17 protein-coding genes, 1 tRNA gene and 1 pseudogene are annotated in these 21,317 nt (G+C 71.4%); 2 read left to right on the top strand and 17 right to left on the bottom strand.

Features of this window, described 5'->3' with window-relative positions:
- Positions 1-79: 79 nt before the first annotated feature.
- The 5 genes from ACFWBY_RS05610 to ACFWBY_RS05590 form a co-directional block, all read right to left on the bottom strand.
- Positions 80-721 carry an IclR family transcriptional regulator gene (locus ACFWBY_RS05610; protein WP_385345139.1) on the bottom strand — a complete coding sequence of 214 codons (642 nt, stop codon included), beginning with the start codon at positions 719-721 and terminating at the stop codon, positions 80-82.
- Between the two features lie 467 nt (positions 722-1,188).
- A complete protein-coding gene (locus tag ACFWBY_RS05605) occupies positions 1,189-2,973 on the bottom strand; it encodes a DEAD/DEAH box helicase (protein ID WP_385345142.1) in 1,785 nt (594 codons plus the stop codon).
- A gap of 166 nt (positions 2,974-3,139) precedes the next feature.
- Entirely contained in the window at positions 3,140-3,532 is a 393-nt protein-coding gene (locus tag ACFWBY_RS05600; RefSeq protein ID WP_385345145.1) for a type II toxin-antitoxin system death-on-curing family toxin, read from the bottom strand.
- Complete coding sequence (locus ACFWBY_RS05595; RefSeq protein ID WP_385345148.1) at positions 3,529-3,729, bottom strand: hypothetical protein; 201 nt, start codon at positions 3,727-3,729, stop codon at positions 3,529-3,531. Before ACFWBY_RS05595 ends, ACFWBY_RS05600 begins: the two co-directional genes overlap by 4 nt.
- 284 nt (positions 3,730-4,013) lie before the next feature.
- The gene (locus tag ACFWBY_RS05590) at positions 4,014-5,477 is read right to left on the bottom strand and encodes an MFS transporter (RefSeq protein ID WP_385344222.1); all 1,464 of its coding nucleotides are present in this window, start codon (positions 5,475-5,477) and stop codon (positions 4,014-4,016) included.
- A 258-nt stretch (positions 5,478-5,735) separates the two neighbouring features.
- On the opposite strand from ACFWBY_RS05590, the gene ACFWBY_RS05585 reads away from it, so the two are divergent.
- Positions 5,736-5,807: transfer RNA gene (locus ACFWBY_RS05585), tRNA-Cys, on the top strand.
- An 81-nt stretch (positions 5,808-5,888) separates the two neighbouring features.
- Here the strand turns inward: ACFWBY_RS05585 and ACFWBY_RS05580 are convergent.
- The 11 genes and pseudogenes from ACFWBY_RS05580 to ACFWBY_RS05530 all read right to left on the bottom strand — a co-directional run bounded on the left by ACFWBY_RS05580 (position 5,889) and on the right by ACFWBY_RS05530 (position 19,084).
- Positions 5,889-6,590, bottom strand: a complete 702-nt coding sequence (locus ACFWBY_RS05580) for a tyrosine-type recombinase/integrase (protein WP_385344227.1) — start codon at positions 6,588-6,590, stop codon at positions 5,889-5,891.
- A 922-nt stretch (positions 6,591-7,512) separates the two neighbouring features.
- Positions 7,513-8,442: a hypothetical protein gene (locus ACFWBY_RS05575; RefSeq protein WP_385344219.1), complete on the bottom strand. Its 930-nt coding sequence runs from the start codon at positions 8,440-8,442 to the stop codon at positions 7,513-7,515.
- A 246-nt stretch (positions 8,443-8,688) separates the two neighbouring features.
- Positions 8,689-9,020 (bottom strand): annotated as a pseudogene (locus tag ACFWBY_RS05570) (transposase family protein); the annotation flags it as partial.
- A gap of 36 nt (positions 9,021-9,056) precedes the next feature.
- Positions 9,057-9,512, bottom strand: a complete 456-nt coding sequence (locus ACFWBY_RS05565; RefSeq protein ID WP_385344217.1) for a hypothetical protein — start codon at positions 9,510-9,512, stop codon at positions 9,057-9,059.
- A 432-nt stretch (positions 9,513-9,944) separates the two neighbouring features.
- A complete protein-coding gene (locus ACFWBY_RS05560) occupies positions 9,945-10,883 on the bottom strand; it encodes a neutral zinc metallopeptidase (RefSeq protein WP_385344214.1) in 939 nt (312 codons plus the stop codon).
- Between the two features lie 210 nt (positions 10,884-11,093).
- Positions 11,094-13,385, bottom strand: a complete 2,292-nt coding sequence (locus ACFWBY_RS05555) for a xanthine dehydrogenase family protein molybdopterin-binding subunit (RefSeq protein WP_385344224.1) — start codon at positions 13,383-13,385, stop codon at positions 11,094-11,096.
- Between the two features lie 53 nt (positions 13,386-13,438).
- Positions 13,439-15,220 carry a 2Fe-2S iron-sulfur cluster-binding protein gene (locus tag ACFWBY_RS05550; protein WP_385344212.1) on the bottom strand — a complete coding sequence of 594 codons (1,782 nt, stop codon included), beginning with the start codon at positions 15,218-15,220 and terminating at the stop codon, positions 13,439-13,441.
- Positions 15,217-16,140: an FAD binding domain-containing protein gene (locus tag ACFWBY_RS05545; RefSeq protein WP_385344209.1), complete on the bottom strand. Its 924-nt coding sequence runs from the start codon at positions 16,138-16,140 to the stop codon at positions 15,217-15,219. Before ACFWBY_RS05545 ends, ACFWBY_RS05550 begins: the two co-directional genes overlap by 4 nt.
- Before the next feature lie 271 nt (positions 16,141-16,411).
- Positions 16,412-18,061, bottom strand: coding sequence for a beta-N-acetylhexosaminidase (locus ACFWBY_RS05540; RefSeq protein ID WP_385344206.1), 1,650 nt, complete (start codon positions 18,059-18,061; stop codon positions 16,412-16,414).
- Positions 18,062-18,210: 149 nt separating this feature from the next.
- Positions 18,211-18,495, bottom strand: a complete 285-nt coding sequence (locus ACFWBY_RS05535) for a DUF3039 domain-containing protein (protein WP_112448118.1) — start codon at positions 18,493-18,495, stop codon at positions 18,211-18,213.
- Between the two features lie 28 nt (positions 18,496-18,523).
- Positions 18,524-19,084: a YqgE/AlgH family protein gene (locus ACFWBY_RS05530; RefSeq protein WP_385344202.1), complete on the bottom strand. Its 561-nt coding sequence runs from the start codon at positions 19,082-19,084 to the stop codon at positions 18,524-18,526.
- A gap of 271 nt (positions 19,085-19,355) precedes the next feature.
- Here ACFWBY_RS05530 and murA point away from each other — a divergent pair, with 271 nt between their 5' ends.
- On the top strand, positions 19,356-20,699 hold the full coding sequence (gene murA / locus ACFWBY_RS05525) for a UDP-N-acetylglucosamine 1-carboxyvinyltransferase (RefSeq protein ID WP_385344199.1): 1,344 nt from the start codon (positions 19,356-19,358) through the stop codon (positions 20,697-20,699).
- A gap of 217 nt (positions 20,700-20,916) precedes the next feature.
- Here murA and ACFWBY_RS05520 read toward each other — a convergent pair whose 3' ends face one another.
- Positions 20,917-21,198, bottom strand: coding sequence for an HU family DNA-binding protein (locus ACFWBY_RS05520; protein WP_007264399.1), 282 nt, complete (start codon positions 21,196-21,198; stop codon positions 20,917-20,919).
- Positions 21,199-21,317 lie beyond the last annotated feature (119 nt).

The following is a 21,317-nucleotide window of genomic DNA, read 5'->3' as shown; positions in this document are numbered from 1 at the left end:
CCCGGCGGCTACGCGGCCCCGTGGCCGGGGGCCGCCCGGGTGGCCCGGGTGGCCGCGCCGAGCCCCGTGGCGCGGCGGCTCAGCGCAGGGCGTCGGCCACCTCACGGGCGGCGTCCACCACGCGCGGGCCGACCCGCTCGGGCACGGCGTCGGACAGCATGACGACGCCGACGCTGCCCTCCAGCCCGGTGATCCCCACCAGCGGCGCGGCGGCGCCACTGGCACCCGCTTCGAGCTCCCCGTGGGTGAGCGTGTACCCCGGCTCGATGAGCGTGCCCTGACGGGCGGCCAGGATGGCCCGGCCCGCGGCCCCCCGGTCGAGCGGGTGGCGGAAACCGGCCCGGTAGGCCACGTGGTAGTCGGTCCAGGTCGGCTCCACGACGGCCACGGCGAGCGCTTCGGTGCCGTCCACGAGGGTCAAGTGCGCGGTGGCGCCTATGTCCTCGGCGAGGGAGCGCAGCGCGGGCAGCGCCGCCTCGCGCACCAGCGGGTGCACCTGGCGGCCCAGGCGCAGCACGCCGAGCCCGACGCGGGCCCGGCCGCCGAGGTCACGGCGGACCAGGGCGTGCTGTTCGAGGGTGGCGAGGAGCCGGTAGACGACGGTGCGGTTCACACCGAGGCGGGTGGAGAGCTCGGTGACGGTCAGACCGTGGTCGGTGTCGGCGAGCAGTTTGAGGACTCGGAGTCCCCTGTCGAGAGTCTGGGAGGTTTCCGCGGTCACGACGCCTCTCCCTCTTTCGGTGGGCGGCGGTGACTCTCGGGGAAGCGCGCCGCCGGTCCCTCGGCGACGCACGGAGAGGCCGCCGGTAGCGGCCATGGCACCGGCTGCGCTCCCGCGGCGGCGCTGCCACGGGGCGTTCGATGCGGGGACAGTAGCGAGCAGGTTCGCTCAGCGGAAGGGCTCGTCCAGAATCCGGGCGCGTGCTACCTGTTTGTGCCGGTTCCTGATCGCCGTCGGTGTCAATTCGTGACCTCCCGCACCCGGGGCCCGCCCGGAGCCCCCGTACGGGCCGCCTACGCTGATCAAGTTCAAAAACAAACCGAAAGCTCCGGCCCTGGCCCAGTACAACCCGGCGGTCGTCGTCCCGGACACGGCCCCGGCGGACGACGCCACGGACGCCTCCCGGGACCCGACGGGGCCCGTGCGATCCTCCGCACGGGCCCCGTTCGACAGGCTGGACGAAGGGCTCACCGCATCCGCGTGGCCCACTCCTGGACCTTCTTGATCCGCTCCCGCAGCTGTCCCGCCGTCGCCTCCGCGCTCGGCGGACCGCCGCAGACCCGGCGCAGCTCCGTGTGGAGCACCCCGTGCGGTTTGCCGCTCTGGTGGACGTACGCGCCGACCATCGTGTTCAGCGACTTGCGCAGCTCCAGCAACTCCTTGTGCGAGACCACCGGGCGCCGGTCGGCCGGCAGCTCCAGCAGGTCCGCCTCGGCGTCCGGCTTGCGCCGGCTGTGCGCGATCTGGCGCGACTGGCGCTTCTGGAGCAGCATCTGCACCTGATCCGGCTCCAGCAGTCCCGGGATGCCGAGGTAGTCCTGCTCCTCCTCGCTGCCCGGGTGGGCCTGCATGCCGAATTCGGCGCCGTCGTAGAGCACCCGGTCGAAGACGGCGTCGGACTCCAGCGCCTCGAAGGACATCTGCTCCTCGTCGCCGGTGTCCTCGTCCTCCTGCCGGTTCGCCTCGTCCATCTCCTTCTCGGACTCGGCGTACGGGTCTTCCTCGCCCTGCTTCTTCGGCTTGTCGAGCACGTGGTCGCGCTCGACCTCCATCTCGTTGGCGAAGCCCAGGAGGTAGGGGATGGTCGGCAGGAACACCGACGCCGTCTCGCCGCGCCTGCGCGAACGCACGAAACGCCCGACGGCCTGCGCGAAGAACAGCGGGGTCGAGATGGTGGTGGCGTACACGCCCACCGCGAGCCTCGGTACGTCGACGCCCTCGGACACCATGCGGACGGCGACCATCCAGCGGTCGTTGCTCGCGGCGAACTCGTCGATCCGCTTCGACGCCCCCGTGTCGTCGGACAGCACGACGGTCGCCTTCGTCCCCGTGATCTCGCGGATCAGCTTGGCGTAGGCGCGCGCCGAGTCCTGGTCGGCGGCGATGACGAGCCCGCCCGCGTCCGGGATGCCCTTCCTGACCTCCGTCAGCCGCTGGTCGGCGGCGCGCAGCACGTTCGGCATCCAGTCGCCGCGCGCGTCCAGCGCCGTACGCCACGCCTGCGAGATGGCGTCCTTGGTCATCGGCTCGCCGAGGCGGGCGGCGATCTCGTCGCCCGCCTTGGTGCGCCAGCGCATGTTCCCGCTGTAGGAAAGGAAGATCACGGGACGGACGACGCCGTCGCCGAGCGCGTTCCCGTAGCCGTAGGTGTAGTCGGCGGAGGAGCGCCGGATCCCGTCGTTGCCCTCCTCGTACGTCACGAAGGGGATCGGGTTCGTGTCGGACCGGAAGGGCGTTCCGGTCAGGGCGAGGCGCCGCGTCGCCGGGTCGAAGGCCTCCAGGCACGCCTCGCCCCAGGACTTCGAGTCACCGGCGTGGTGGATCTCGTCGAGGATGACCAGGGTCTTGCGCTGCTCGCACCGGTTGCGGTGCAGCATCGGCCGCACGCCCACACCCGCGTACGTGACCGCGACGCCGTGGTAGTCCTTGCTCAGCGGACCGGCGGAGTAGTCGGGGTCCAGCCGGATCCCTATCCGCGCGGCGGCCTCCGCCCACTGCTTCTTCAGGTGCTCGGTCGGCGCGACGACGGTGATCTGCTGCACCACGTGGTGGTGCAGCAGCCATGACGCGAGCGTCAGCGCGAAGGTGGTCTTTCCGGCGCCGGGGGTCGCGACGGCGAGGAAGTCGCGCGGCTGTTTCTCCAAGTACCGGTCCAGCGCACCCTGCTGCCAGGCTCGCAGGGCGCTGGCGGTACCCCAGGGCGCGCGGCCGGGGAAGGCGGGTGAGAGGTGGTGGGAGGCGGTAGTAGTCACGGTCTCCGGTTCGGGCTCTCGGCGGCGTATCTGGTACGTGCAGCGGTGCGGGTCTTGACGGGCAGCGGTGCGGGCAGTCGTACGTAGGACAACCGGGCCACCCTACCGGCCCGGGCCCACCCCTCGGGGAGGGACAGGCCCGTGACCTCGGCGCGTGCGGCGAGCGTCACATCCGTCGCGCCAGGACGCGCAGCCGCTCGGCGATCCGCGCGACGTCCTGCTCTTCGCCGGCCGCCACATCGATGACCAGGCCGTACGCCGCGTCCTGGTCGACCTCGCCGAGGTCGACGCCGTTGAGGGCGAGGAAGGTCGCTGCGGCGAGCCACGCGGTGCGCTTGTTCCCGTCGACGAGGGGGTGGTTGGTGGCGATCCCGTGCAGCAGCGCGGCCGCCTGCTCGTACGTGTCCTCGTACGCCGGCGTCCCGAACATCCGGGCCCTGGGCCGGTGCACCGCCGACTCCAGCAGTTCGGGGGCGCGCAGCTCGACGGGCTGGTCCTGGGCGAGGCAGGCGTACCGCGCGAGGTCGAGGACCTCGGCGAGGGTGAGGTGCCTGGTCATTCCCCGAGCCTCCTGAGCAGCGCGGCGTGCCGCCCGGCCAGCCGCGCGGCCTCGCCTTCGGCCCGCTCCCGCTCCGCCCGCACCCAGGCCCGCACTGCGCCCAGCGCGGCCTCCTCGACGCTCTGCCCGACGGCATCGGCCAAATCTGCCCACTCCGCCCACTCGGCGTCGGGCACCCCGATGATCAACTCGCTCATCCCCGGATGCTAACGGCCGCCCGAGCAAACCCGACCGGGGGCCCGGGGCCCGGCCCCCACCTCCAGCCCCGCCTGCCCGTTCCAGCCCCGCCGGCGTTCGAGGCGCGGGGGCCCGGGGGCCGGCCCCCGGCGACGGCGCCGCACCCGACCACACCCCGGCCCTGACGAGCCGATGCTCACCGGAGCGCCGGGCCGCCGGGCGCCGGAGCGCCGGGCCGCCGGGCGCCGGAGCGCCGGGCCACCGGGCGCCGGGCCACCGGGCGCCGGAGCGCCGGAGCGCCGGGTCAGACCGCCGGCTCCGCCGGCACGTCGAGCCGGGTCGACACCCACGCCCCCACCAGCGCGACGCAGGCCATCGGCAGGAACACCACGACGAACGCCCCCGGGTGCGAAGCCCCGCCCCCCTCGGCCACGGAGTGCGCCGCACCCACCGCGCCACCGCCCAGCGCGGCGAAGGCCGCGCCACCCGCCGCCAGCAGCACGACGTTCGCCAGCGCGTCCGAGATCTGCAGGGCGGCGGAGTTCGCCCCCGCCTCCTGCGGCGCGGACAGCTTCAGCAGCAGCACGCTCGTGGAGCCGATCACCAGGCCCATCCCCAGGCACCCCAGCGCCCACACCAGGGCCAGCGTCCACACCGGCACCCAGGCGACGAGCACCGCCGGCGCCCCCGCGATCGCCACCGCGACGAGGATCATGCCCAGCACCATGAGCCGCACCCGGTAGGGCGCCACGCGCCCCTTCGACTGCACCCACGAGCCCGCCGCCCACGTCACTCCGCCCAGCGCGAGCGAGAAGCCGGCCAGCGTCGGGCTCAGGCCCCGCTGGGTGACCAGCATCAGCGGTACGAAGCTCTCCGCCGCGATGAACGACCCCGCGGCCACGCCGCGCAACAGCACCACCGACGGCAGCCCGCGCCGCGCCCGGTAGGTTCCGCGCGGCAGCAGCCCCAGCACGGCGGGCACCAGCAGGGCCGCCCCCGCCAGGCCCGGCAGCAGCGACAGCCACCGCAGGTCCTGGGCGGCGTACTGGAGCAGGCCCGCGCCGGCCGAGATCCCGAGGGCGAGCCGGATCCGGCGCCGGTCGAACGCGACGGGCGGAGCCCCGGGGTCGACCGGCCCGGAGGCGGTCCGCCGTATCGCCGGGAGGGCCACCGCCAGCGGTACGAAGACCAGCGCGGGTATCCCGAGGAAGACCCAGCGCCACCCGAGGTGTTCGGTCACCGTGCCCGAGGCCAGCGGTCCGACGATCGACGGCACGACCCAACTCGCGGCGAAGGCCGCCATGATCGCGGGTCGCAGCCGCTCCTCGTAGGCCCGGCTGACGACGACGTAGAGCGCGACGATGACCAGCCCGCCGCCGAACCCCTGCACGGCCCGCCCGAGCACGAAGATCCACATCGCTCCGGCGGTCCCGGAGAACACCAGCCCCGCGGCGAAGGCCCCGATCCCCACGGTCAACGGCCGGAGCGGCCCCTGCCGGTCGGCCCACTGCCCGGAGAGCACCATCCCGAACAGGCTGGTGGTGAAGTAGGCGGAGAAGGCGAAGGCGTAGAGCCCTATCCCGTCCAGCTCCCGGGCGGCCACGGGCATCGCCGTCCCCACGGCGGTGGCCTCGAAGGCGATCAGGAAGATGACGGAGATGATCCCGACGCTGAGCGTCCGGTACGCGGGCCCGAAGACCCCGCCCTCGTCCTGCGGGCGGTCCGGTATCGGGGTGGTGTCGGTGGCTCGCTGGGGGAGGACGCTCATCGCCCCAGAGTAAGGTGCGTGCCCCAGGATCGACCCTGTCATTTCGGCGTATCCTGCGTCGGTCCCCGGCCCTAGGCCGAAGGTCGGGCCCGGCCCCCTCGGGCACCCTCCGCTCCCCCGCCGCCCAGGGCCCCCGACCCGCGGACCGGCGCGCCCGCACCGGATTGTGAACGCGGCATGGCAGTCGCATTGCACCGCCCGCGCGTCCCTTCCCCACCCGCACGAACCCTCGTACGGTCGTACCCGTCACCACCACCCAGCCGTGTGCCCGAGTGGTTGAGGGACTCGCCTGCAAAGCGAGTTACGCCGGTTCGATTCCGGTCACGGCTTCTGAATGCCCGACCAGGCAAAGCGGATGGGCGGCACCCCACAAGGGTGCCGCCCATCCGTTCGTTCGTCTCAGTTCTCGTCTCACTTGGCCGGTACGAGCGCGCCGACCGCGCCATCGTCGTCGTCCGGCCGGTCCGCGTCGGTCTTCCAGATCAGTCCGTCGACCTGCCGCGCCACGTCCGTCCGCACCGCGTCGACCATGTGCTGATAGCGCGCGGCCATGGCGGTCGTCGACCACCCCATGAGGCCCATGACGGCCCGCTCCGGCACCCCGAGGATGAGCAGCACCGTGGCGACCGTGTGGCGCGCGTCGTGCAGCCGCCCGTCACGAACCTTCGCCGCTACGAGCAAGGCCTTCCACTCGGCCCAGTCCCTCCTGTGGGAAGGACTGCGCCCGTGCTCGTCGGGGAACACCCAGTCCCCTTCTACCCAGCGCTTCCCGACCATCTGCCGCTCCGCGGCTTGGGCCTTGCGGTGGGCTCGCAGAAGGTCCACGAGCTGTTCCGGTAGACCGACCGCGCGGCGGCCGGCACGCGACTTGGTGACAGAGGTCTCCGGGTTGCTGCGCCGCTTCTCCGGGCAGTACCCGGCCTTCCGGCCACAGGGGGCGCCGCACCCGTGCGTGTACTGCGGGCGGTGGCGACTCCGGCGGACGACAAGGAACCCGCCCTCAAGGTCTACGTCCTCCCACTTCAGGGCCAGCACCTCTCCCTGACGCAGCCCTCGTCTGAATCTGAGATCGGGCGGGAGTTTGGCGTCGCGGGCTTGCGTAGGCTCCCACAGCAATCCGCGCCCGCAGAGCCTCAGCGATCACGAGATAGGTTCCGCGTGGACTGGTTTCGGGCACGCACCTCCTTCAAAGCAAGGCATGGGCTCTCCATCTTCCCATGCGCCGCTGCCTGACACTCTGGCCCGGACTTTCCTAGCTGGCATCTACCTCTCGCAGATTCCCCATGAGGGCGCGCATAGATTCCGAGCCAATGCGATATTTCGGCCACTCCTGCCACATGTCTGTATAGCTTGAACTAGTACCGATGGAAAACCGGAGCACGTCTGTCGAATCCTTCAAACCAGCAACCGGAATAATGAGTTGATCCAGCGATAGGCCAGGCTCGCCGAGCCACCCAATACCAGACGGCCTCCGTGCCACATACTCACGGGATCGGTAGTCTTTAAAGAAAAAGGAAGATCGCCTGGCCGAATCGCGCGAATTCCCCGTAGAACTAAAGAGAGTGGGACATAGACCAGACGTCTCCGCACTATCAAGGAATGTCCCGATAGACCTCACACAACGCAACAGCTCATCCTCATGGGGGAAATCATCCCTTTGATGCTGCAACCGATTCCGAACATCAGAGATTCCACCTCCCTCGTCAGTGAGACGGCGAGCGGGATGCCCTGGCCATCGACGATGAGGTAGACATCTGCAAGGCGCGTCCGCACAGTTGGTAACGGCTCCGCCGCCCTCGGTTCCATCGCCAGGGAGGAGGCCTCCCGGTGTTCGTGCACCCGACTACGCCGTCTGGCTTCCAGTCTCGTTCATCAACGTTCGCGACCGTACGGGAGCTCCGTGAAGCTCCCAATTCCCCGGCGGCCGTATGCTGAACAACGTAGAACTGCCGTGGACAGGGCTTCCACCAATGTAAACGTTCCTGCAAAGCACGCTTCCACCTCAGCAACGGCACGAGCGTCGCCGCTCAAGGAATCAGGAATTAGGGGGTTGCGTAAAATGTGCGTGCGCGACAATAACAGGCTTGGGCATATAACCCCCCACATCCTCTACCGCGAGCACCAGCGCTAACGGCTTGGACATATCAAATCTCCGGTTGAGGTCTCTGGCGTATGCGGGAGAGAAGATATCGGGCGCGGCCATGGTCGCCAGGAAATGACACCCTGCCATCATTATTAGCCTACTGCGCGACTCGAATGGGTTTCTGGCTAAAATCACTAGGGCGTGATCCTGTACCACTCCATCAGGGCCCCTCAAATTACCGAACGATCCGTCTCCTTCGCGCGCTTCAATCCTGTAGCTATTGCCGATCAATCGGAACTCATATGGGGCATTCAGCCGGTCCGCGAATGTCTGCCATACCTCGTTCATGGCAGGGCCACCGATGAGGACTATGTTCTCCTCCGCATGTGACGCCATGTTGAAGGCGGCCGACCGGATGGTCGTGACCGTGTGGATCTGAAGGTGACGGGCGAGGCCCTGGCGAAGACTCATGGCTGCCAGTGCGTCCGACTCCCAGAGTGCAGCCCGCTCACCGGCGCTGCCGACAACAGCCGTGACGGGGGTGCGCCGGTTGACCTGCCATAGGCGGGCAACTGGACGGCTACTTCGGTAGTAGGCGAAGAGGTTGCGCGTCAGCCACCCGAAGAGGAATGCGAGAAAGGAAGCGACGAGATTGACCAGAAGATCATGTGACACAACTCTCCCTGCCCCTTGGCACCCTTGACGCTCCACATAAGACAGCTCAGCTTGTGCAAGCATCGCCGACGAAGGGTGGCCTGAGAAGACCTCCCGCCGGCTGGCCACCCTGGGGCCCTCGTGAGAGACCATGCCGGACTTGTGTGGAAGTGCGCGGTGGTCGTGGAACAACGTGCGGCCCAGCGTCTCAGTTTCCGTCTCGTTCATCGCCGTCCAGGACTGTCCAGGGCCGTTCACTCAGCCTCGGGGGCGTTGCGTCCGTACAGGGCTGAACGCCGGCGACCGCGCGCGGATCATGCTCTGACCAGCACGAACAAACCTGCAAAGCGAGTTACGCCGGTTCGATTCCGGTCACGGCTTCTGAATGCCCGACCAGGCAAAGCAAAGGGGCGGCACCCGGGTAGGGTGCCACCCCTTTCACGTCCGTCTCAGTTTCCGTCTCAGTGAGCGTTTTCAGCGTTGCCCCTCCAGGGTGAGGACAGCTTTGGTGAGACGGTCATGCGGTTGGGACTGATGCGGGAGCTTCGGAAGATCTGCCAGGACTTCAGCCGTGCCATGCCGCGTTCGACCGGTGCCCGGGCCGCGGCCAGGGCTCGATTGACGGTGCGCTGGGTGAGGGTGAGCTCGCCGCCCGGTGGCCGTTCGAGTCCGGTGGTGACCCAGGAGCCGGCACCCGTGTAGGCACGGTCGGCGAACAGGGGCCCACCCCGGCGCGGTTCGCATCCTGTCGGGGGCGGGGGACGAGCGGCGAGGCCCCCACCTGTCTTGGTAGGGGGTCTCGTCCAGTAGCGGCGCGGGCGGAGTTGCTGCCCTTCGCGGGCTCAACTGCTCTTGTACATCGTGACCGTGAAGCTGACCTTCTTACCAGAGTGGTAGTCGGTGCTGTCCCACACCGAGATGTGAGACCTGTCCTGCATCCGCAGGTGCAGCACCTCATCGGCGTTGTTCCAGTTGTATCCGACGAACTGGAAGTTCGGCTCGGGGCTGTCTCCCATTCTCCTGTTTCCCCAACTGCAGATACGCGACGAGTCGTTCTTGCAGACGGACCAGGCCCTGGCGTACAGGTGGCAGTCCTCTCCCTGCCATACGTCGATACGCTTCAGCCTCGCGTCGGACGAGCGCCACGTTCCGTTGAACCGGTTGGCGGAGCACGAGGCGGCTGCTTCTTTCGTCGAGGTGACGGTGAGCACCACCGAGAGGGAGAGCGTCAGGACGGCCGTCAAGAGCACGGCCATGATCTGGCGTAGCGGAATGCGGGCAGAAGAGACCTGTGTCATCGTGAACCTCCGATAGCGGGTCGCAGCGCGGGGCATCCCGCCGTCACACGACGCGTCGTCCCCTACTTCGGCTGAACGCCACCCATTCGGGCCCGGATTATTTAGCCCCTTACCCCCTGCCTATTCCAGAGCACCACTCCGCAATCCTGATCGCAAGTCGGCAGGATTTTACACTTCGCGCACGATTCAATGATGAATGCGATTCAAAGTGGATCGGTCAATGAGCCTCTTCAGCCTTGACGCTCCAGGGTGAGGTGGCTTTGGTGAGCCCTGAGGCGCTCCCCAGAAACCGGCGGTGAGCACGGCGGCCGAGGCCGGCTTCTAGATGCCCGACCAGGCAAAGCAAAGGGGCGGCACCCCACCCGGGGTGCCGCCCCTGCTGCGTCCGCCTCAGTCGGCGTCCCCCGCTCATCGTTCTGGGGCTGCGGGCCGTCACCACCGCACCGTCACCCAGTACGTGGAGAGGCACTGCCTCGGGTCGCCGCTGTCGTATCCGAGGCTGAAGGCGGCCACGCGTTCATCCGGGCTGCCGTGGGGATCGGGCCCTTCGGGCTGCTGGTCGGCGATCGTCTCCAACGCCGCGAGCGCCTCTTCCTTGTCCGTTCCGGACAGATAGTTCTGACGATAGGCATAGTTGGTCCAATTTCCGCTGAAGCAGTCTGCTATGAGCTCCTTTTCTTTGATTTTCATTCCGTTCCGCGTGATATCGGGCAAGCCGAACTGGTTCATCAGCTCGTCCTGGACCTCATGACCCCTCTCGTGGGCCGCGATCGCAGCCGCCGCGAAGTCCCCCTTGTAATGGGGACTGAGGGGACTATTGAATATCTTGCCCGTCCACACGTCCCTGAAGGTCGTCACGGGAAGGACTACGGCGCCGGTGTACTGCACTCCGTTCGCGTCCACCTTGACGTCGGAGGCACAGAAGAAGGCATTGCGGTAGTCGTGCCGGACCGGATCGGCGAAACACGTACTCTTCACGCTGCGCTGGGGCGTGGGGATTTCGTAGGTGAACCTCGGCTCTCGTCCGCCGATGGTTTGGAAGTAGGCCGTCCAGTACTGATCCGTGCTCTGGATGACGGCCTTCAGATACGCGGCAACGTATTCCTGTGTGGGGTTTTTCTCGCCCGTGCTCTGATCCTGGAACGCGAAACTGTCCTGCTCCCGAGGAGGCTGGTACTCGTCGAGCCGCCGGTCCAGTTCTTCCGGCACCGGGGGCGGAGGCGGTAGCGGTGGCGGTAGCGGAGGCGGAGGTGAAGGCTGTCCGGACTGCGGAGCCGTGGCGCCGGCAGCACCCCCGGCGACTCCGAGCGACGCCGCGACGGCGAGTGCGATCCCACTGAGCGCGACCCGATAGCGCGTGCGTTTGATCATGCCGCCGATCCCTCACCGTGGAAGATGAAATGGGCGGGAGTTTGAAGGCGTCCGCTGCCGAGAAGGCCTCTGAACATCGTGGCTCCGGAAACACCGGCCGTCAAACGGGCTCATCTGCAATTCCGGTGGGCGCAGGCCGCTCGGCAAGGCTGCCCGAGCGGCCTTTCCCCGTTCTCCGAGGCATGCCTGGACGGGGCCGGGGACGCGGGGTCAGGCGTTGGGCGCCGCCACTGCCGCCGACGGCCTGATCGGGAGCCTGTTGACCGGGCGGCCCGTGGCCGCGCGGACCGCCGAGGCGACCGCCGCCGGGGCCGTGACCACCGGGACGGCGCTCGCAGGTTTGGCCCCGAAGGGAGCCACCACGTCGCGTTCCTCGACGAGTTTGACGATGCGGACCGTCGGGGCGTCCAGTGACGTGGGGAGGGCGTAGCCCGTGAGGTCGGGGTGGCGGATCAGGCCGGAGGCCGTGCGGAGGTTCTCCGTCAGGGCAGCGCCGACGCCCTGGATGACGCCCGCCTCGATACGGGCCTCCAGCTGGCGGGGGTTGAGGACGCGGCCGACGTCCTGGGCGACGGCGAGTTCCACCACCCGTACCGAACCCAGTTCGATGTCCACGTCCACGACCGCGCGGATCGCGCAGAAGGCTAGGCCGACGAAGGCGTCGCCCTGCCCGTCCGCGTCCAGCGGCTCCGTCGGGTGGGGGCGGCACTGGGCCGTCGCCCAGAGCTCCTTGCCCTCCATCGCCTCGGCGACCGTCGTGGAGAAGGCGCCGTCGTACGACGTGATGCGGCCGTCCGCGATCTGCAGGAGCTCCGTGGACATGCCGAGCTTGTGGGCCATCGGCTGCAGGAGCTGGGTGCGGACCATTTTCGCGGCCCGCTCGACGGCGCCCCCGGACACCCACGTGTGGCGTCCGTGCGCGGAGGGGCCTGCCGGGGGCTGGTCGGTGTCGACGGGGGCCGTGACGACCTCGTCCACGCCCAGGGTCTCCTGGACGATCTGCCGGGCGAGCGTGGAGAAGCCCTGGCCGGTGTCGACGGCCGCGCAGATGACCGTCGCGGAACCGCCGACGACCTTCACGGTGGCCGTGGACACCTCGTCGGTGCCCTCCGCGCCGAGCATGTGGACCATGCCGACCCCGTAGCCGACTCCGCGCCGCACCGCGCCCGGCTCGCCCGCGCCCTCCAGACCGCCCGGGAGCAGCCACTCCTCCTCCGGGGTGTCCTTCGGGAGGGGCGGCAGGTCGTGGTCGCGGACCGCGCGCAGGAGCTCGGCGACGGGGGCGGGGCAGGTGACGGTCTGGCCGGTGGGGAGCAGGTCGCCGGTGGCCAGGACGTTGCGCAGGCGCAGTTCGGCGCCGTCGATGCCGAGGGCGGCGGCGAGCTTGTCCATCTGGCCCTCGTAGGCCGCGCAGACCTGCATGGCGCCTTCGCCGCGTACGTGGCCCGACGGCGGGTTGTTCGTACGGACCGCCCAGCCTTCGACGAAAGCGTGCGGGACGACGTACGGGCCGCAGGCGAAGGCGACGGCCGCAGCGAGGGACTCCGAGGAGGCGTCGGCGTAGGCTCCGGCGTCCATCAGGATCTGGGCCTCGACCTTGACCAGCCGGCCGTCCGCGTCCGCGTGGTGGCGGTAGCGCAGCAGCGTCGGGTGGCGGTGGGGGTGGCCGAGGAAGGACTCCTCGCGGGTGGCGGCCAGCTTCACCGGGCAGCCGGTGCGCAGGGCGAGGAGGCCGAGCGGGAGCTGGAAGGCCGCGTCCTCGCGGTCGGCCGTCGCGCCCGGGACGCCGGTGACGACGACGCGCACGCGGTCCGGTTCGAGGCCGAAGCAGGCGGCGGCGAGGTCGCGGTCGGTGTGCGGGTCGGTGGAGGCGGTGTAGATCTCCACGCCGCCGTCGGGGCGGGGCACGGCCAGGCCGGCCTCGGCGCCGATGGGGGCGGGGTCCTGGCGGCCGATGCGGTAGAGGCCTTCGACGACGACGTCGCCGGTGGCCTCGGGGTCGCCGTAGCGCAGCGGGATGTGCCGGATCAGGTTGCCGTCGGGGTGCAGGGCGGGGGCGCCGAAGGCCTGTTCGGGGTCGGTGACCGGGTCGAGGAGCTCGTACTCGACGGCGATCGCGGCGGCCGCGAGGCGCGCGGTGTCCGGGTGGTCGGCGGCGACGGCGGCGATGGGCTCGCCGTGGTGGCGGACCACGTCGTGCGCGAAGACGGGCCGGTCGGCGATGCGCCGGCCGTGCGTGGCGGCGCCGGGAACGTCGGCGTGGGTGACGACGGCACGCACACCGGGCATGGCCGCGGCGGCCGTGGTGTCGATGGAGAGGATGCGGGCGTGGGCGTGCGGGGAGCGCAGCACGGCCGCCCAGAGGAGGCCCTCTGCCCACAGGTCGGCGGCGTAGGGGAAGGTCCCCTCGGTCTTGGCGCGGGTGTCGGCGGCCGGGACGGACGCGCCGATGCCGCGCGGGACGTCGTGCTCGGAGGGGTCGTTGCCCTCCGGGGACGTCAGCGGGACGCCGGATGCCCCGGAGACCGCCGATGCCGTGGCCGCGTCGTGGGCGCTCACGCCGTGCCTCCCTGCTGGTTGCCGTGTCCGTGCGTGCCCTGGTTGCCCTGGTTGCCCGGGATTCCGTGGAAGCCGCCCTCGCCGGGCGGGGCCTGGTGCGGGATCCGCGCCTCGGCCGAGGCAGCGGATGCCGCTGAGGCAGCCGCGGCCGCCTCCGACGCCGCGCCGCGCTCGGTGACCACTTCGCGCACGGCGTCGATGACGCCCGAGTAGCCCGAGCAGCGGCAGAGGTTGCCGCAGAGGGCTTGCCGGGTCTCCAGCTCGCTGGGGGCGTGGTTGCCTTCCAGCAGGTCGTGGATCGTCATGGCCATGCCGGGCACGCAGAACCCGCACTGCACGGCACCCGACCTGCACAACGCCTGCTGCACGTCCGACAGTTCCCCGTCGGTCGCGAGGCCTTCCACCGTCCGGACCTCGCTGCCCGCCGCCGTCGCCGCCGGGACGAGGCAGGATGCGACGAGCCGGCCGTCGACCTGCACGGCGCACGCGCCGCACTCGCCCTGCGAGCAGCCGTCCTTCGCGCCGGCGAGGCCGAGGCGCTCTCGCAGCACGTAGAGGAGGGACTCGCCGATCCACGCAGCGGTGACCGGACGGTCGGCGCCGTTGACGCGCAGGACGTAGGAGGCCGACGGGTGCTCGTGATGGGCGACGGCAGCGGCGTCCGCCCGCGCGGTGTCGTCCTCTTCGTACGTCGCCCCCTCGCCCGGGGCCCCAGCGGCCCGCTCCGCCGGAGCGGTCGTGTCAGCGCTGTCGGTGTCGTCCCCGCTCGGCGCGAGCGCGTCCCCCGCTCCGCCGAAGGTCCGCGCGTCCCCGCCCGCCTCCGCGTCCGCCCGCTCGGCCCCGGCTTCGGCCGTGGCCCCGGGCACGTCCGCGACCTCGGCCACAGCCTCGGCTTCGGCCTCGGTCCCCGGGTGCTGCCGCTCCCCCGTCACCGGGATCCGCGCCGGCCCGTGGGCGGCTTCGATGTCGTGCGGGGCCGGGTAGGCCGGCTCTCCTTCGGGCCCGGAGTGCTCCACCGGGAGCGGCGTGCCGACGCCCGGGCCGCCCAGCACGCGCGGTCCGCGCCCCAGGCCCGCGACCGACCCGCCACCGGGAGCACCCGCCGACGCCCCGGAGCCCTGGGCGTCCGAACCGGGGGCGGCGTCAGGCCCGCCCAGCGCGTCGGAGCCCGGCTGCCGCGCCGCGTACCCGCGCGCGCCCTCGAAGTCCGGATGGCTCGCCCACGGCGCCGCGGCCCCGCCCGGCAGGGTCGCGGGGGCCTGGCTCCAGTCGGCCGACGCCGCGAGCTGCCCGAAGCTGCCCGTGTCACCCGTGCCGCCGGGAGTCCACACGTCGCTCGGGGCGGCGTCGGGGAAGCGCCACTCGGCGGTCTCCCCCGATTCGTGCCCGCCACCGTGCGCGCCGCCGGGGACCGCCGCGGCGGCCTCCTCGGCCGGCTCCGCGGCGGGCTCGGCGAAGGCCGCCGCCACCGAGGCGGGGATCGGCACCGACGCCGGGATCGGCGCGCGCGCCGGGGTCTCGGCGCCTGCCTCGGGCCACTGCACCGGAAGCGTCCACGTGCCCGTGGCCGAGGGATCCGTACTCGCCGTGCCCAGCGGCACGATCATCGGCGGCGGCACGTAGCCGTGACCGGGCGCGGCCAGCGGCTCGCCGGTACCGAGGGCGTCCAGCATGTCCTGCGGCAGCTTCACGAAGGCCGTCGCGTCGGAGTCGTACTCGCCGCCGTGCGGCACCGGCTCCCAGCCCCAGGCGGGGCCCGTGTTCTCGTTCTCACTCATGAGTTCAGCGCCCTCCCCAGGGCCCTCCGTGCCAGCACGGCCACCGTCCGCCGCAGATGCAGTACTCCGGGAGCCACCGGTTCTCCCTGGTCGGGCACGCACGCGGCCGCGACGTACTCGCCGAAGGCTTCCAGCGCCTCGGGGGCCAGGCTGCGGTCCCCGTCCCAGTCGATCAGCGAAGCCACCCACTGCTCGGCTTCCAGCGGACGCAGCGGCATCGGCGCGACCGCGCCGATCGCGCACCGCACGCCCCGGCGCGCGGGATCCAGTACGAGTCCGACAGACGCCACCGCGCGCCCCGGTCCCGTACGGCCCGTGGCCTTCAGGAACACCTGCGGCGCGTGCAGCAGGGGCACCCGCACGAAGCCGATCAGCTCCCCGGGGCGCAGCATCTCGCGTCCGGCCAGCAGGTGCGAGACCGGGATCTCGCGGCGCGATCCGCCCGGCCCCACGATGACGAGTACGGCTTCCAGGGCGGCCAGCACGGGCAGCGCGTCGCCCGTCGGCGCGGCGGTGGCGATGTTGCCGCCCAGCGTGCCGGCGTTGCGGATCTGCGGGGGCCCGGCGGCGCGTGCGGCGGCGGCCAGGGCCGGGATCAGGGCGGCGAAGTCCGGCCGGCCCATCCTCGCGTGCGTGAGGCCGGCGCCGAGCAGCGCGTGGCCGTCCTGGTACTGCCAGCCGCGGATCTCGTTGATCCGGCCGAGGCCCACCAGGGCGGCGGGCCGAAGCAGCCCCGCGTTGACGGCGGCCATGAGGTCGGTGCCGCCCGCCACGGGGACGGCGGCGGGCATGGCGGCGAGCGCCGCCACGGCCTCGTCGAGCGAGGTCGGCAGCGTCACGGACTGCGCCGCGTTCCCCGCCTGCGGGTCGTCCCGGGGCCCCTGGGACGTATCCCGTGCCTGCGGTGCGTGCGTGGTCAACCCAGCTGCCCCTTCCCGATGTCCCGGTCCTGGCGCTCACGCCTGTCCGCCGTACGGTACGTGCTCACCGCCGGGACGTGGCAACTCTGGCACATCTTCCGGAGCACCGGACGCGAGGGTCGGCGCCGGGGCCGGGGGCCGGATCTGGAGCCGGCCGACGGGTGCCGCCGACTCGCCGGGCGCACGTGCGCCCGGCGGGTCGCGGGGCCGCCCGGCGGGCGTGCGGGGCGGCCGGGGTCCGGCGGCCCCGCCTCATCCGCACGGGGGTCCGTCACACGTTCGGGGGCGCTCCCTCGATCGGGCGTCCGAGCACTCCGGGCCTGCGCTGCCAGGGCAACGGCCCTGCCGGCGACCGGTAGTCCACCCCGAGGGCGTCCAGGCGCCGGTAGTGCGCCGTCATCCGCGCCTCGAAGCCCGCGTAGTCCCGCCGCTCCGGCTCCGGCAGCCGCGACCACACCACTTCCGCGAAGGCCGCGAGGCGCGGGAACACCTGGTAGTCGACCCGGCTCTGGTTCTCCATCACCTCGGTCCACACGTTGGCCTGGGCACCCAGCACGTGGGCCGCGGCCTCGTGCGACAACTTCGGTGGAACCGGTTCGAACCGGTACACATCCTCCAGAGTGCGGACGAACCCGATGGGCATCGGCTCGTCCCCGTCGCCCGACTGACGGTGGTCCAGGTACACCTGCTGCTCCGGGCACATCACCACGTCGTGGCCCGCCTCGGCGGCGGCGACGCCTCCCGCGTAGCCGCGCCAGGAGGAGACGGCCGCCCCGGGGGCCAGCCCGCCCTCCAGGATCTCGTCCCATCCGATGAGCCGGCGCCCGCGCTCCGCGAGCCAGCCGTCGAAGTGCCGGATGAACCAGGACTGCAGGCCGTCCTCGCCGTCGACCCCCAGTTCCCGGATCCGCTCCTGCGCCACCGCCGAGGCCCGCCACTGACCCTTCGGGCACTCGTCGCCGCCCACGTGCACGAAGGGCGAGACCTCCACCGGGAACAGTTCGAGCAGTTCCTCGAAGACCCCCTCGTAGAACCGCAGGACGGCCTCGGTGGGCGCGAGGACGTTCTCGTTGATCCCCCAGTCGTCCCACACCTCCAGGGCGGCGGTGTCCACCACATCGGTGTTGCCCAGCTCCGGATAGGCGGCGATCGCGGCCTGGGAGTGCCCCGGCACGTCGATCTCGGGGACCACCCGCACGTGCCGCTCGGCGGCGTACGCGACGATCTCGCGGATGTCGTCGCGCGTGTAGAAACCGCCGTGCGGGGTCTCGTTCCACAGCGGCGAGGCCCGGTGCCCCCACCGGCTGCGCGCCCGCCACGCACCGACGCCGGTCAGCTTCGGGTAGCGCGCGATCTCGATCCGCCAGCCCTGGTCGTCCGTCAGGTGCAGGTGCAGGACGTTGAGTTTGTGGGCGGCGAGCAGGTCGATGTGGCGCAGCACGCCGTCCTTGGGCGTGAAGTGCCGGGCGACGTCGAGCATCATGCCGCGCCAGCCGAAGCGGGGGCCGTCGGCGATGTCCCCGTACGGCAGCCGCCACACCGCCCCCGGCAGCGGCGCCCGCCGGTAGGCGTGCGCCCCGAGCAGCTGACGCAGTGTCTGCGCCGCGTAGAAGCAGCCCGCCGGGCCGGCGCCCTCCAGGAGTACGCGGCCGGGCGCGACGTGGAGTTCGTAGGACTCGGCACCGGTGTCCCGTCCGATCCCGGGCCGCAGCGCGAGCCGGATCACCGGGCGTTCGCCGTGCGGCTCTCCGGGGACGGGGGCCGGGAGCGCCCAGCCGGTGGCCGCGCCGAGCTCGCGGCGCAGCCAGCCGGCCGTGCCCTCGGTGCCGGGTCCGGCGTCGAGCAGCGGGTCGGTGAGCTCGTACGCGCCGCCGTCGGGCAGGAACCGCGCGTACCGCGGCTCCGGAATCAAGTCGGGCATGGCCTGGCTCCTCCACCGTTGCAGCATGCGCAACGTACGTTTCACAGGGCGCTGACGCGGCGACCCTAACCCGCCCCGCGGGCACGGCAAAGGCCCCCGCGCGCAGTTCAGCGCACCGAGGGCCTTGGTCCCGCTCCGGGAGGGCCGGACTACTTGTCCTTGCCGCCCTTGTCCTTGTCCCCGCCGGGGCCCATGGACTCGTAGATCTCCTTGCACATGGGGCAGACCGGGTACTTCTTCGGGTCCCGGCCCGGCACCCAGACCTTGCCGCAGAGCGCGACGACGGGGGTGCCCCCGAGCGCGCTCTCCATGATCTTGTCCTTCTGGACGTAGTGGGCGAAGCGCTCGTGGTCGCCGTCGCCGTGGGACACCTGCGGCGTCGGCTCTACGAGGGTCCCCGTACCAGTCCCGCGATCGGGCTCAAGAGTGCTCATGCAGCAAGCGTACTGAACCCCGCCGGGGTCAGTTGAGCGACGGGTCGTCCGGATAGGTGGCCACCATCGCCAGCTCGCTGCGCTGGCGCCGCAGCACCGCGCGCCACAGCCGTTCCGGATCCGGGAAGGAGACGTCTCCCGGCTCGGATTCCACGACGTACCAGGCGCCGCCGCCCAGTTCCTCCTCCAGCTGCCCCGGGCCCCAGCCCGAGTAGCCGGCGAAGATGCGCAGGCCCCCCAGCGCCGCGGCCAGGAGTTCCGGCGGGGTCTCCAGGTCCACCAGGCCGATCGCCCCGTGCACCCGGCGCCAGCCGAGCGGCCCCTCCTCGCCCGGGATGACGGCCAGTCCCAGCGCGGAGTCCATCGCCACCGGACCGCCCTGGAAGACCACTCCGGGGTCGCCGGCCAGCGCGGCCCAGGGCAGCAGGACGTCACCGACGCCCACCGGGGTGGGCCGGTTGAGGACGACGCCGAGCGAGCCCTGCTCGTCGTGGTCGAGCAGCAGCACCACCGCGCGGTCGAAATTCGGGTCCGCGAGGGCGGGGGTGGCCACGAGCAACCGCCCTGTGAGGGAGGACACCTCGGTCATGCCGACATGGTCTCGCACATTCGCCCGGGAGGGGGAGCCGACGCGGTGATCGGGTCCCGCGCAGCTCAGCGCGCGGCGGCGGCGCGGGCGCGCACGCCCGGGCGGACCGCACACCCGCCGGAAGGAGACGCTCCGCCACCTGGCGGGCACCCAGGGTGTTGTGGCGAATTCATGACAGGCCTACGGCCCCGTCAGCCATACGAACAAGGGGGTCATGCCCCTTACCCTTTTGACTTGGCCCCCTGCCCACCCCTCCCGGAACGCGAGATTCATGACCGGCATCAGTGACGATGTACTGCTTGTCCACGGCGGAACCCCGCTCGAGGGCGAGATCCGTGTCCGAGGCGCGAAGAACCTCGTACCGAAGGCCATGGTCGCGGCCCTGCTCGGCAGCGAGCCCAGCCGGCTGCGCAACGTTCCCGACATCCGTGACGTCCGGGTCGTGCGCGGGCTGCTCCAGCTGCACGGGGTGACCGTCCGCCCGGGCGAGGAGCCGGGCGAGCTGGTCCTCGACCCCACCTACGTCGAGAGCGCCAACGTCGCCGACATCGACGCGCACGCGGGCTCCTCGCGCATCCCGATCCTGTTCTGCGGCCCGCTGCTGCACCGCCTCGGCCACGCCTTCATCCCGGGCCTGGGCGGCTGCGACATCGGCGGCCGGCCGATCGACTTCCACTTCGACGTGCTGCGCCAGTTCGGCGCCACCATCGAGAAGCGCGAGGGCGGCCAGTACCTGGAGGCCCCGCAGCGGCTGCGCGGCTGCAAGATCCGCCTGCCCTACCCGTCGGTCGGCTCGACCGAGCAGGTGCTGCTGACGGCCGTCCTGGCCGAGGGCGTCACCGAGCTCAGCAACGCCGCCGTGGAGCCGGAGATCGAGGACCTCATCTGCGTCCTGCAGAAGATGGGCGCCATCATCTCCGTCGACACCGACCGGACCATCCGGATCACCGGTGTGGACCGCCTGAGCGGCTACAACCACAAGGCGCTCCCGGACCGCCTGGAGGCCGCCTCCTGGGCGTCCGCGGCCCTGGCGACCGGCGGGAACATCTACGTGCGCGGCGCGCAGCAGCGTTCGATGATGACCTTCCTCAACACCTTCCGCCGGGTCGGGGGCGCCTTCGAGATCGACGACGACGGCATCCGCTTCTGGCACCCGGGCGGCCCGCTCAACGCCATCGCGCTGGAGACCGACGTCCACCCCGGCTTCCAGACCGACTGGCAGCAGCCGCTGGTCGTGGCGCTGACCCAGGCCACCGGGCTCTCGATCGTCCACGAGACGGTCTACGAGTCCCGCCTCGGCTTCACCTCCGCGCTCAACCAGATGGGCGCGCACATCCAGCTCTACCGCGAGTGCCTGGGCGGCAGCGCCTGCCGCTTCGGCCAGCGCAACTTCCTGCACTCGGCGGTCGTCTCCGGGCCCACCAAGCTCCAGGGCGCCGACCTGGTCATCCCGGACCTGCGCGGCGGGTTCTCGTACCTGATCGCGGCGCTCGCCGCCGAGGGCACCTCGCGGGTCCACGGCATCGACCTGATCAACCGCGGCTACGAGAACTTCATGGACAAGCTCGTGGAGCTCGGCGCCAAGGTCGAGCTCCCGGGCGGCGACCTCGTCTGACCGGACCGGCCGCCGGGCCGCGCAGACCGGCGCAGACCGGCCCAGAACGCCCCCAGGGCCCCGCACAGGGGCCTGTGGGGGCGTTCTGGCTCCCGGGGGCCGCGAGCGGCGCGGGGAGCGCGGAGAGGCGGCCACCCGGTGCCGGGTGGCCGCCTCTCGCGTTCTACGTACTACTGCCGTCCCGGGGGCCGCCCGCGGCCCCCGGCACAAGGGCGCCCTACTTGCCCTTGGCGGCTTCCTTGAGCTTGGAGCCCGCGGAGACCTTCACGCTGTAGCCGGCCGGGATCTGGATGGGGTCGCCGGTCTGCGGGTTGCGCGCGGTGCGAGCGGCACGGTGGGTGCGCTCGAAGGTCAGGAAGCCGGGGATGGTGACCTTCTCGTCGCCCTTGGCGACAATCTCGCCGACGGTCTCGGCGAGCGCGGCCAGAACGGCGTCGGCGTCCTTGCGGGTCACCTCGGCGCGCTCGGAAAGAGCGGCCACCAGCTCACTGCGGTTCATGTTGTACTCCCGTGTTCAACGTGCCTTAGAGGCGTGAGATCGAAGCCGATGCTGCCAGGGCCCTAGGACAGTCCCCGGACCCGGGTCTGTCGTCAGACCCTCTCGCCCGGTTACGCATC

It is taken from the genome of Streptomyces sp. NPDC060049 (assembly GCF_042736715.1).
Taxonomy (GTDB): Bacteria; Actinomycetota; Actinomycetes; order Streptomycetales; family Streptomycetaceae; genus Streptomyces.
This window is presented reverse-complemented; position numbering and strand designations above follow the sequence as displayed.